The following is an 11,605-nucleotide window of genomic DNA, read 5'->3' as shown; positions in this document are numbered from 1 at the left end:
TCGATTGTAGCCTTGAACAGCTACTTTTGAGAGTGATTCAATGAGCTCTAAGAAGCGAACGTCAGGCAAGTTTGTTGTAGGACTGAAGGTTGAGTTAGTTTCAAAGTTGTTTTTTTTCATTACGGCTCTTAATGCGCCTTAGCGTCATACTAAAATAAGCCTAGAAAATAGTTCTTTTTCAGTCAAGTTTCCATTTGGTAGTGAGTTTCTTTAGATATAGCTTAGGGAAAAATAAACCTTGTTCTTATAGTATTGCTAGGCGCCTTTAAGGACAGGTAGCACAGCTGTTGTATATTGCTATAGAGCTTAAGCGGAAGGTTGGTAGTAAGAGCTTGTTTACTGTAAGCGGTTAATCTTTTTTGCAAGAGTACATGATGTTATCGGCTTTGTGTAATAGCTGAGCTAAGTCGCAGTTTATATTTGGCACTACTTCTACAGCACCCACAGAAAAACAAATTTCTTTGTAACCATAGTTCTTAAAATCATTCTCTTGTTTTTCTTTAATTCGTTCAATGAACTCTTTTTGTGCAACTTTATCTTCATTATTTAAGATAATAACAAACTCATCACCACCCCAGCGACAAAGCAAATCTGTTTTTCTGATGCATGATCTTAGAACATTGGCAAAACGTTTAAGGACTTCGTCACCAGCATTATGGCCTAGAGTATCGTTTATTTTCTTAAAGTTATTTAGATCTATAAAAAGTAATTGAGCTGCTCTGTTAAGACGGTTACCTAATTTTTGAAATTGGATAAAGGCTTCTTCAAAGCCTCGTCTATTATGTATTTCAGTTAAGGGATCTAATCGACTTTCTATTTTTAATTCACTCTCTTTATAAAGGTGTGCCAAATCACTGCTGATCACATCTCTTAATACTTCAAGCATCTCAAGAAAAGGTTGCTTGTAATTAGTCGGCGATGTATCCATAACACATAAAGTACCGAAGCACTTACCATCAGGCCAATGGATAGGATAAACCAAGTACGATACGTAATTATCTTCTGTTACTTCTGGGTTATTATCCCATTCATTAGTTTTTGAGGCATCCTTGACGTAGAGCGGCGAGTTACTTCTAACTACTTTATGGCAATAAACATTAGTTTCAATACTTGCAGAGCCGCCTGGGGAATAATGGGTCGTAGGTAATTCTGAAGCAACTAGAACTTCAATGCCTTTGTTGGAAGCTTGATTTATAAATGCCACTGGCGAGTTGAACAACGCTGCAATTGAATTAACGAGCCTTTGCCAACGTTCCCACTCAATATCTTTAAGTGCCAAATCGTGAAGTGATGTATAAGGATATCCAGCCATTCGAACTCCAGAGCTACTAATCACAATGAAGTATAGTACATAAGTTCTAAAAATATGGTAACGCCATGTGTAATTAATAGGTGCACTTGTTGCTCTTCATGACTTATTGATTACGATATTATACTTATGTAATTTCTAACCTTACGTTAGCTCAGTAAGAAAGGCTCACTCTTTTCATCACAAAATATGTGCTATATTATGTCAAGAATGATGTACCTTAATTAGGGTTGGCGTTCCAATTTAAACTACCAAAATACTTTAATTTGGACTTTAGTAATAACTACAGTTTAGCAATTACTGCATAATGGGTCTGAACATGGAAGAAGAAACGGTACCTCGTAAATTCAAGATCGGCATGTCTATTTTCAATACTGCTATTATTCTAGCCGGCCTTGGTTGTCTCTTGTACTCGGGAGCTATAATAATTGAAAATTACTTTTAATTTACTTTGCTTTCGGAGTAGGGATATCTGAAAGTTTAGTCGTGTAATTTAACGGTGCTAAATCGTCTTTAGGTCTCCAAGGGTGAGAGAATCCTTCACTTGCAAGTTTCAATGTACTTCGTCCAAATTTTCTATTTATCATCATCAATGACTAACGTTTTTGAGCTAATATTCAGTGGTAAATTCTCCGATAAAAGCTCAAGTTGTTGCATATCATCGTGTAATGAAAGTTCTTCAAAAATAACACCGGCTTTTTTGTATTTGAACCCCTTCTTAAAAATAGCTTTTAATGCAAAGCTTGCATAAGACACCAGTGTAGATGTATCCGCTGTGGAGTAGGGTAGTTTTATTGATTGTGACTTATGATACTGCGGCTCTGCCTGTCTAAATGAATCTGTGTGGATGAATACTGTTATTGCTGATGTATAAGATTTAAATCGACGAAGCTTAAACGCTGCTTTTGTTGCATGTGCTGTAACAGCTTCAGAAAGCTCCGTAAGCTCAATCACCGGTATTCCCATACTTTGAGATACGCAAATTCTATCGCGAGAGTCGTTAATATCTTTCAATTCTACCGCAGGTTTTCCTCGTAACTCTTCCACAGTACGGGCAAGAACAACTGTGAACGTCTTTTTGATCCAACTAATGTCTGGACTTCCCAATCTTAACTAGACTAGTAGCTTCAGCAAATAGTCTAAATTCTATTACTCCTCCAAGACCGCATGACAAAGGACCGCATATGAGGCGCTATAGACTACCTGATGTAGCAGGAGCAGAGAACTTTGGACGTGAGCTCGGGCCAATAATCTTTTCTGATGTATGAATCACTTAGATAGCTTTCTTATGCTAGTCTAGATAATTAAATTACCAAGGAGTCGATTACAATGCAGTTAAAGCATATAAAATCATTGCAACTTTCAAAAGCTATAGTGTCTAAAATGACCATGGAAGTAAGGAATGAATATGAATTATTTCTTGAGAATCAATTAATGTTTTTTAGGGATTTTTTTCCTACAGGCTATGAAAGCCTTGATGATACCCATAACATTTTGCTAGCTATCGTAGAGGGCGAAATTGTGGCGTTTAGGTATTTTTACTTTCATAACAGAGTATGCGAATTATTCAATACATATGTCGACTCTGCTAATCGCCGACAGTCTATAGCTACACAGCTAATTGAGGACTCGATTCATATATCACATCAGAATAGGCTTAATAAATTTGTGATTCGTATGGCATCTGAAAACGCTGAGAGAACAGGGCTTTACCATAAATATAAAGTGCTCGGAAATCATAAGTTTAATACAAGTCAATTTACGATCTATTATGCCGGAAAAGAGGCTGTGATAGGCTGAAATAAAGCTTCTGTTTTACTTTGTGTTAAATTAATTTATTACAAGTCCTAAGCTAATGGCCTGTAAAAGGAGGTTAAAACGTCGACGTTCCACTGTCAGACAAGCATTGTGAAGAGTTGGGGGTTAAATAAGGTGATACTTTAATTCGCGAAGCCGTAGAAGGTAAATTAGCCCTTACATTAAGTAAGTATCATAAGCAATTTCTTAGTTACGCTGAAATCGATATAGCAACTAATCTAACATGTGTTTTTATGTGACTCGATACATTCCATTTCGTTAATGCTAATTCAAAAGATTTCTCTGCTAAACTTAAATCAATGCGTGATTTTAAGCGGGTGTCAAATGACAGAAAGCCAGTTAAAGTTATCAAGTTACTCTGATTTAGTTCAAGTAATTTCATGTGGAGAACTTACATCCCATTCAAACCCTTTGTCAGAAATAACAGTTGTAAGAAATGGTGTGAATGCATCCGGAGTATATGCTTTTGCCAGTCTAATGGGATGGGATATGGCAACAGTCGCAAACGCATTAGGTACAACATCTGCAACATTATCGCGATGTAAATCTAAATCATTAAGTTCACAAACTAGCGAACATGCGATTGAAGTTGCAAGGCTAAGTATGATTGGAATTAACTATTTTGGTTGCATCGAAAACTGGAATGTATGGTTAAATACTGCTCATATTCAATTCAATGGTCGGTCACCTCAATTAGTGTTGAACTCAATACGCGGACGTGAGCTGATAAAAAATATTATTAAACAACTTAAGCACGGTTTCACAGCATGATGACTGTTTAGCTTAGTTTTATCTAAATATTTTCACTTCACTGTTTCAGTCACAGTCAATCACGGGAATATCTGACCATCGGGTAGTGTAATGTGGTGATAAAAAAGCGCGTCTCATAGCCCATTTTTGCGTGAGCTTTTCACTGCCAATGCTTAAAGCGCCAACACCATAGCGGTTGTTAATTGTGTCGATACACGTCATTATTTTAGGGTTGTCAGCACTTTTGTTAAACATATCTGTTTGATAAAAGTACTCACTCTCAAGTTCAATTGCACCGATTCCACATCGATAAAAACGGGTATCGGGTTTATATAGTGTATTGATAACTTCGGACACCGCTTTTGCAATGACGCGAGTATCGGATGTTGGTGTGATAAAGTCATACAGCATCGACTTTTTGTAATAGACTTCTTCATGCGGGGAGCTGGCTGCAAATATAACAATACGCTTTGTTAAAGAGTGTTGTCGTCTTAACTTCCTAGCCACAATAGCAGCATGTGTTACAAGCGCAGCTTTTAAAGGAGTGATATCAGTAATGCGCTCGCCAAAGCTTCGTGTTGAAAAGATTTCTTTCTTATTTTGTTTTACTTCATCCCAAGTTAAACACGCTACACCATTGAGTTCATTAACTGTGCGCTCAACCACGACGCTGAACATTCTTCTCATTGCTTTAGGGTTTTGATTTGCTAAATCCAAGGCTGTTTGTATATTCAGTTGTTTTAATTTATTACCTAGGCGGGAGCCAATTCCCCACACATCGGTTACGGCCATCTTAGATAAAATTTCACAGCGTGATTTATCATCATTGATAACGGCGACACCGTTATATCCAAACAGCTTCTTAGCTGCATGATTGGCTGCTTTTGCGAGCGTGGGGGTAGGTCCAAACCCAACACCAACAGGCAGTCCCGTTTCACGCCAAACGGCACGACGAATAACTTGTCCATAGTCAGCCCAATCACTAATTACTTTAGAAAATCCAGAGAAACGTAAAAATGATTCATCAATACTGTATACGTAGTGGTCATCACAAAAACGCCCGATAACCGTCATCATTCGCTCACTTAAATCAGCATAAAGCTCATAGTTAGATGAGCGTACAACAACATCGTGATGTTCTAAGTAGCGCTTAATTTTAAAGTAAGGCTGAAACTTGGGGATACTGAGTTGTCTAGCAATCGGACATACAGCACATATACACCCATCGTTATTTGTTAATACAACAACGGGCTTATGACGTATAGCAGGGTCAAACACTTTCTCAGCACTGGCATAAAATGCTACTGCATCAACTAGGGCAAACATTTACTGAGCGCGACTTTATTTTTATGAAGCCGAATACTGGTTGTAACGACGCCCTCTAGTTTGAAGTCATCTTCAGGAGAAATATAAACCGATGAATAATTCTTAGATGCAGAGATTAGCAAGCGATTTGATTTATCGATAATTTTGCACACGAATGTACCGTTATAGCTTGCAACGATAACATCACCGGAAGTCACGTTTTCAGCTCTATCAACGACAAGTAAATCACCATCAAAGATACCCACATCTTGCATAGACTGCCCGGATGCAAGGCCTATAAAGGTCGCATTAGGGTGGCGAATAACAAGCTCATCTAACGATATGCCTAGCTCAGTATATTCTGCTGCTGGTGATTCAAAGCCGGTAATGCCCGCTTCGATATAAATTGGAATAACAAACATACGCACCTCACTGTATATATATACAGTATAGTTTGATTGTCTGTGTCATTCCACTCTTTTGAAGTTTCTTCGTTTAGATTTTCATCTCAAAAAAATTACTGCTAATAACGGCCGGTCATTTGGAAGTTTATTATCTTTTTTGTATTTGTGACAAAAAAAGATAATTCTTTTTCAATTACTTATGATTTTAAAATATCTTTATATGGTGTTAATTGGTTAAAGTGGCGGTAAGCTTTAAAATAAATAGTAAATAGCTTGATTTTGTGAATTTAGCCGCTACTTTAAAAAAGAGATTGAATTTTAGAGTGAGAGTTAGCGTTATGAATGAGCATTCAAATCACAACAATATTGATAGTGTATATAACAAAGAAAGTATGCGACGTCGCCTTGATCGGTTCAGTCGTTTTAATATCAGCGGCCTTTGCCCGACACTGAAAGATAACCAGCCGCATTTTTTCGAATCGTTCAACGAGTCACATTTTGCATTGATGTTTGAGTTTGAGCAAACGATAAAATCTGTTCGAACCCAGCCGTTTTCAATCAGTTACACAGATGACAAAAAGAAGCGATTGTATACACCTGATTTTTCGTTAATTTATTGTGATGGCAGTGTTCGCGTGGTCGAAGTGAAGCACTCAAAAGCGATTGATGAAAAGACAAAACGCATTCATTTTTTGATTGAGAAGGCGTTCGAAAAGTTGGGTTTTGAGTTTGCTGTGATGACGGAAAAAGACCTACCGTCTAGACGCGCGCTCTCAAACATGAAGATGATATTACGCAATGCTTTGTCAATGAAAGTTGTGAATGATGAGCATGTGAACACACTGCTTGATGTCTTACCGAGTGAGCTGACTCTACAGAAAGCACACGCAATCTGTGATGCTCTGAACTTAAATAGAAATCTGATTTGTCATTTTATTCTGAAAGATTATATAAAAATAGGGTTTTCACGTGATATCTGTAGTGAAAGTGTCTTAATTAACAATTTTATGGTGGTGTGTGATGGGCGCTTTAATTAAACAAGGTACAAAGTTTAGAATGGATAACAGCTCTTATCTAGTGCGCTCGGTAGCGCGAGAGCACTTAGATAATATGATTTTTTACTCATTGTTTGATGATGACAGTCAGAAAGTGAATAATGCAAGAGTCGAGTGCATGACACAACCTGAACTCTATAAAAAGATCATAGAGAACGAAGCCGTTATTTATGAGCGCGCTTCTGACATACCGATGCAACAATTGCTGACTGAAAATCAATTAAATCAGATGAGTATGTGGCAAGCGTTTTTTGACTTGCATTTCGAGAAACACTATAAAAATTTTACTGCAAAGCATAATGTTGATGAAACCATCGAGGCCTTTAATTGGTCGAGTTATAACTCAAGAAAATACTCGCGTAGCTCGTGCCAAGCTAAGATAAAGGTGTATCGCGATTCAGGTGGGGATATACGTTCAGTAATCGGTTTTGGCTATCATGAAAAGAAAAACTCAAAGCGATTGACAGCTGCAACAGAAGATTTAATTTACGAGTATTTTTGTGATTATTATCTTGTTAGAAGCGATGCAACTGCAAAATCTGTACATGCAATAGCAGATATGTTGAGAGCTAAGATACGCGAGCTTAGTAAATCAAAGCCAGCGTGTTATCCAATCATACCGTGTGTCGACACTATATATCGTCGTTTTCGCGAAACGCTTGCATTATTAACGACACAAAAGACCTTAAGCAAAGCTGAAGCTAAAAAACTGCGTTATAAACTTGGCCGTGAGTTTGTGCCTGAAGATCCATTGGAACGTGTTGAAATGGATGCGGTTTATATTAATCAAGGTTTAAATAACGATGCGAATAAGTTTTTGGGTACAATTGTAATGATGATTGCGATTGATACTTGCACACGATGTCCGCTCGGTTATTCAATTCGTGTCGGTAAAAACGCATCCGAATCTGCTGATTTAGCCGTCGAATGTTTAAAAAGTGTTGTGACCCCAAAAGATAATCCACTTTGGCCGTGTTTTGGTGTACCAGTGAAGCTTGTGAATGATGCGACGACAGCAACGAAAGGCAATATATTTAAGTCGCTTGCTTTGCAACTGGGTGCGAATTCAATCACCACACGTAGTGGCGAAGGACAGAGTAAGCCGTTTATTGAAAGCTTTTTCCGCACGCTAAGACGTGAGTTTTTAAGTAAACTGCCGGGCTATTTAGGCTCAAAAACGCGTGTCAATAATAGTCATCTAGAAGCGACAGAAGATGCTGAACTTCATGCATCAATGACGCTTGAAGAGTTCGTCGCAGCGTTTGAAGATTACATCACAAATGTTTACATGCAATCAGCCCATAGTGGCCTTAAAAATCGTGCGCCTGTAGACGTGTGGATGAATGCAATCAGTAAAAATCCACTGCTGCAAACCGTACCTGAAAATGCAGAGTTATCTGAATTTCGCGGCTGTTATCGTGCAAAGTGTAAGCTATACGGTAACGGCTCAATTAAGCTTAAAAATGAGCAGTATGTAAGTGATGAGCTGAAAGCGCTAGGCTTAGCAGGAGTAGAAAGTGTTGAATGTTTTTACAGTGATATTGATACAAGTAGTGTTGTTGTGAAGCATCAAAACGACACATTTATCGTGCCTATTCGCGAGATGAATCATCACGATGATGCAGGTGTTCAACAAGCTGAGCTTGATGCTGCTCGTAACGCGCAATTCAGTGAATGTGATGTTGTTGAGCGTAAGCATTATGAGTACAAGAGCGGCAGCAAGCGAGGCTTGCCCAACTTCAAAAAAGCCAAGCAAAAGCAAGCTGAAAAGCGTGAGATTGAAACAGGTCGCAAACAGCCAGCTCGGACAAAATACAATAACGATAAAGCAATTGATGTTGATTCAGTTGACGCGCGCGAGCAGATTTTAAGGTCGCTAAATGCGCAAGTTGCTGTCGACGAAGATTTCGACACTGGTGCAACTTTTGATGATTTTGAGCCGGGCGGTGAGTTATGAGTTGTTTAAAAGGCAAGGCCGAATTGTTATACAGTAAAACATTTGATTGCGTGAATAATCGTCAAGAGCTTGCTGATTTGCTTGAAGAATCACAGCAGACTTTAAGTCTTGGGGTCGGTAGTTGTTGCGTGATTGTTGGTGACTCAGGAAGTGGCAAAACAACGTTACTCAAAACTTTTATAAAGCGATTCAATGAAAAGCACAGCACAGACGTAAGTGAAAACAAGTCAATAAAAGCATGTTATATTCGCTCGCCGTCGAACATGAGCCCGCTTGACCTGTACCGTGCAATCTTAGTAGGTATGGCCGAGCCCGGCTCAATACAGGGCTCTGAAGTTGAGCTTCGTCGACGTATCGCGCAGCAAGTTAAGAACAAGCGTTATCGTGTTCTTGTGTTTGATGAATTTCAGCAAGTCGTTGAAAAAGTCGGTGTGAAGTCGGCGCGGCAAATTGCAGATTATCTAAAAGAATTAGTTGATGAACTAGGGTTATTTCTTGTGTTCGCTGGCACTTCAAAAGTCATGAATATACTTGAAATTAATGAACAATTTGCATCACGATGTTCACTCATTATTGAGAAAAAACTGCTTTCAGTCTCGACAAGGAAAAATTATGTTCACTTTGTGAAATATCTAATAACACTGAATAAACATTTGAAACTTTCTCAAATTGACTTCACAAATCCCGAAATCAGCTTACCAATTTTTGCTATGACAAAAGGTGATTTGCGTCAACTGAGTATGCTCATACGAAAAGCAATTTTTCATGCATGTGACAAAAATAGAGATGAAGTTCTCGTCAAAGATTTTGCTGCTGTGTTTAGTTCAATTAGTGCGTCAAAGAAAAATCAAGCGAATCCATTTTCTAAAAAGTTCTCTTTGCTAAAAGTAGAATTAGGAGTTAATTATGAACTCTAATCATTTTATATCACCATATGCAGCGTGTGCGGCCGTGGCTCGCTTTTATGGATTTGCAACAGTTAAAAAGTTGATGCTATCTAATGCTATTCAGACACCAACGCGATTTGAACTTTATACACATTCTCACTTTGAAAAGTTACTTGAAAATGAGCAGATTAAACATGATATTGAGCAATATAAATTATTAGACTGTACTCAAGTGCTTGAAAAAAGCGGCACAATAAATGATTCTGACCATATTAAGATTTGTCCTTGTTGCTATAAGAGCTTGGGGATTCAACTTTATCAATGGCAGCATATTGAAGTGACTAGCTGTCGAGTACATGAATGTGCGCTAATCAATGTAAAAAACCTGCCTGTTTATGACATACAAGAGTCATATGATTTACTGAGTTTTGAGCGATACATGCTGTCTTTGAGTGAGACTGAAAGCTCAGAGTTTGCTGAGAAGCTACTAGGGTTCTCAAGCCTTTTATTCAGACCCTTTGACTTTATTCAAGCAAAAATTAAATTTCAAAAATTTAGTGTTCAGCAAATCAGATTATTATTTGATGACGCGTTCAAAGTTTTGTCGTGCCCATCTGTTTCAGGCATCTGGAAGCATTTATTATTAAAGCACAGAGCGCAGTTTGAAAAGTGCGGTGAATTAGTCATGCATCATCGATTAGATGAGATTGCTAACTCAATCTACTCAATTCAGCATGAGTATAACTTTTTAAAATCGACTGAAGAGTTAGAAGTAAAGACTCTTTTATTAAAATATCATGATGCTCAGATAGACAAGTCTTTATATGTTTCTACTCATCGCTTTGATAGTAAATTCGATTCACAAAGTTTTTCTTACCAAGTCGACGGGGCAGCTCTTTCTGAGTTTTTGGGTATCAATATGAAGTCGCTTTCTCATGTTGCTCAGCAAAACATGTTTGATGCAATCTATCTTTGTAAGCAACAAGATAAGTCATTTTATGACATGAGAAAAGTTGCAGAAGCTTTATCGAAATCATTTGAGCTAGTTTCTGAATGTGATGATAAATTCTTGAAAGTAAGTGATGTCCCCAATGGCATCTATGATTTGTTTGATTTATCGAGAGATGAGCTTGTTAGTTGTGTGTTAAATAGTCATGTCGAAGGTCTATATAAAGTCAATACAAGCATCGAACGGGTTAATCATTTATATGTAAGTGAAAATGGGTTAAAGCAATTATTGAAAGAAAAGTGGAATGCAATAGACGAAGTGAATAAGTATGACGCTGTTCGTATGTTGAAAATAAATGCAGATGTTTTAAGTACATTAATTGAAAATGAGTATCTAAAGCTTTCAACGAAAAATAGTGAACAAATAGATGCAGATAGCATACGTGAATTTGTTTCTAACTACCTTATTTTAAATAGAAAAGCTAATTTTGAAAAAGCGAGAACGTGCGAAAAACGTATCACGGGGTGCTGTAACGTGCAGCCAATTTTTCAAATTTACATGGATCCAAACAGAACAGATTTTGTTCTGTATGACAAAGCACATCTCAATAATTGTTGTATGCAAAAATTACAATCACGATTTACACACTTTAGTAAATCAAACATAGATTTATCAAAAGACGTCATCATTTTTAGAAACAAACGCCGTCATTAACTAGAGTTTTTAGTCGACTTGTTTAGTTTCGCTTAGCTGTCTTGATTTGACAAAAAGTTGAAATCACACTAATAATAGGCCGAGAGCATTTAATGCCCTCGGCCTTTTTTTCGTTTGGATTTTGCTCAAAATATTAATGGCAAATTTATTCCAGCGATTAATCGTGAAAAATAACAAATTCTAGCGTTTAATCAGAAACTTGAAGCTATACAAATCAGAAAGTGCTCTTAAATTTTCCCACTATTTCTTTAGCTTAATTCCAGTCTTGGATCAGAAAGAACAAAGTTGAATGTTTCATTCCAAAACTGAAATGACTTCTGACAAAGCTGTAATGTGATACCTTATTTGGTTAGTTTCAGAGGTGTACTTGTTATAACTGTGTAACCGTAACAGCAACCACACCTAGGCATGTTTTTGCAGATGGCCTAATTTATCACCACGTTTCAACTAACGAGGT

General features: G+C 37.5%; 11 protein-coding genes. 6 read left to right on the top strand and 5 right to left on the bottom strand.

The genetic code is table 11. The features are described from left to right. Positions 1-349 precede the first annotated feature (349 nt). The 3 genes from HUS61_RS20630 to HUS61_RS20620 form a co-directional block, all read right to left on the bottom strand. On the bottom strand, positions 350-1,312 hold the full coding sequence (locus HUS61_RS20630) for a sensor domain-containing diguanylate cyclase (RefSeq protein ID WP_062565903.1): 963 nt from the start codon (positions 1,310-1,312) through the stop codon (positions 350-352). A gap of 443 nt (positions 1,313-1,755) precedes the next feature. Then, positions 1,756-1,896 (bottom strand): DUF4113 domain-containing protein, encoded by a 141-nt coding sequence (locus HUS61_RS21955; RefSeq protein WP_368737278.1) that lies wholly within the window; start codon positions 1,894-1,896, stop codon positions 1,756-1,758. Continuing rightward, the gene (locus HUS61_RS20620) at positions 1,886-2,356 is read right to left on the bottom strand and encodes a hypothetical protein (protein WP_082710926.1); all 471 of its coding nucleotides are present in this window, start codon (positions 2,354-2,356) and stop codon (positions 1,886-1,888) included. Before HUS61_RS20620 ends, HUS61_RS21955 begins: the two co-directional genes overlap by 11 nt. A gap of 282 nt (positions 2,357-2,638) precedes the next feature. Here HUS61_RS20620 and HUS61_RS20615 point away from each other — a divergent pair, with 282 nt between their 5' ends. Together HUS61_RS20615 and HUS61_RS20610 are read left to right on the top strand one after the other, a co-directional pair. Continuing rightward, entirely contained in the window at positions 2,639-3,109 is a 471-nt protein-coding gene (locus HUS61_RS20615) for a GNAT family N-acetyltransferase (RefSeq protein WP_062565901.1), read from the top strand. A gap of 342 nt (positions 3,110-3,451) precedes the next feature. Further along, positions 3,452-3,898, top strand: a complete 447-nt coding sequence (locus HUS61_RS20610) for an antitoxin Xre-like helix-turn-helix domain-containing protein (RefSeq protein ID WP_175083612.1) — start codon at positions 3,452-3,454, stop codon at positions 3,896-3,898. Between the two features lie 45 nt (positions 3,899-3,943). Here HUS61_RS20610 and HUS61_RS20605 read toward each other — a convergent pair whose 3' ends face one another. Continuing rightward, on the bottom strand, positions 3,944-5,203 hold the full coding sequence (locus HUS61_RS20605; RefSeq protein ID WP_175083611.1) for a Y-family DNA polymerase: 1,260 nt from the start codon (positions 5,201-5,203) through the stop codon (positions 3,944-3,946). Then, on the bottom strand, positions 5,191-5,604 hold the full coding sequence (umuD, locus tag HUS61_RS20600; protein WP_055199050.1) for a translesion error-prone DNA polymerase V autoproteolytic subunit: 414 nt from the start codon (positions 5,602-5,604) through the stop codon (positions 5,191-5,193). The genes HUS61_RS20605 and umuD overlap by 13 nt, the downstream gene beginning before the upstream one ends. Positions 5,605-5,924: 320 nt before the next feature. Between umuD and HUS61_RS20595 the strand changes: the two genes are divergently transcribed. Genes HUS61_RS20595 through HUS61_RS20580 form a run of 4 tightly spaced genes read left to right on the top strand, consistent with a single transcriptional unit; the run spans position 5,925 to position 11,148 of the window. After that, positions 5,925-6,623 (top strand): TnsA endonuclease N-terminal domain-containing protein, encoded by a 699-nt coding sequence (locus HUS61_RS20595; protein ID WP_175083610.1) that lies wholly within the window; start codon positions 5,925-5,927, stop codon positions 6,621-6,623. Next, positions 6,607-8,598: a DDE-type integrase/transposase/recombinase gene (locus HUS61_RS20590; RefSeq protein ID WP_175083609.1), complete on the top strand. Its 1,992-nt coding sequence runs from the start codon at positions 6,607-6,609 to the stop codon at positions 8,596-8,598. Before HUS61_RS20595 ends, HUS61_RS20590 begins: the two co-directional genes overlap by 17 nt. Continuing rightward, the gene (locus HUS61_RS20585) at positions 8,595-9,515 is read left to right on the top strand and encodes a TniB family NTP-binding protein (protein WP_175083608.1); all 921 of its coding nucleotides are present in this window, start codon (positions 8,595-8,597) and stop codon (positions 9,513-9,515) included. The genes HUS61_RS20590 and HUS61_RS20585 overlap by 4 nt, the downstream gene beginning before the upstream one ends. Next, positions 9,505-11,148 (top strand): hypothetical protein, encoded by a 1,644-nt coding sequence (locus HUS61_RS20580; protein WP_175083607.1) that lies wholly within the window; start codon positions 9,505-9,507, stop codon positions 11,146-11,148. Before HUS61_RS20585 ends, HUS61_RS20580 begins: the two co-directional genes overlap by 11 nt. Positions 11,149-11,605 lie beyond the last annotated feature (457 nt).

This window comes from Pseudoalteromonas sp. 0802, from assembly GCF_013350085.1.
In the GTDB taxonomy this organism is placed as follows: domain Bacteria; phylum Pseudomonadota; class Gammaproteobacteria; order Enterobacterales; family Alteromonadaceae; genus Pseudoalteromonas.
This window is presented reverse-complemented; position numbering and strand designations above follow the sequence as displayed.

Excerpts from the sequence above, each read along its gene's own strand:
- HUS61_RS20610 (WP_175083612.1), top strand. The coding sequence starts at position 3,452 with ATGACAGAAAGCCAGTTAAAGTTATCAAGTTACTCTGATTTAGTTCAA.
- HUS61_RS20630 (WP_062565903.1), bottom strand. The coding sequence starts at position 1,312 with ATGGCTGGATATCCTTATACATCACTTCACGATTTGGCACTTAAAGAT.
- HUS61_RS20605 (WP_175083611.1), bottom strand. The coding sequence starts at position 5,203 with ATGTTTGCCCTAGTTGATGCAGTAGCATTTTATGCCAGTGCTGAGAAA.
- HUS61_RS20595 (WP_175083610.1), top strand. The coding sequence starts at position 5,925 with ATGAATGAGCATTCAAATCACAACAATATTGATAGTGTATATAACAAA.
- HUS61_RS21955 (WP_368737278.1), bottom strand. The coding sequence starts at position 1,896 with ATGATAAATAGAAAATTTGGACGAAGTACATTGAAACTTGCAAGTGAA.
- HUS61_RS20615 (WP_062565901.1), top strand. The coding sequence starts at position 2,639 with ATGCAGTTAAAGCATATAAAATCATTGCAACTTTCAAAAGCTATAGTG.
- HUS61_RS20580 (WP_175083607.1), top strand. The coding sequence starts at position 9,505 with ATGAACTCTAATCATTTTATATCACCATATGCAGCGTGTGCGGCCGTG.
- HUS61_RS20590 (WP_175083609.1), top strand. The coding sequence starts at position 6,607 with ATGGGCGCTTTAATTAAACAAGGTACAAAGTTTAGAATGGATAACAGC.
- umuD (WP_055199050.1), bottom strand. The coding sequence starts at position 5,604 with ATGTTTGTTATTCCAATTTATATCGAAGCGGGCATTACCGGCTTTGAA.
- HUS61_RS20585 (WP_175083608.1), top strand. The coding sequence starts at position 8,595 with ATGAGTTGTTTAAAAGGCAAGGCCGAATTGTTATACAGTAAAACATTT.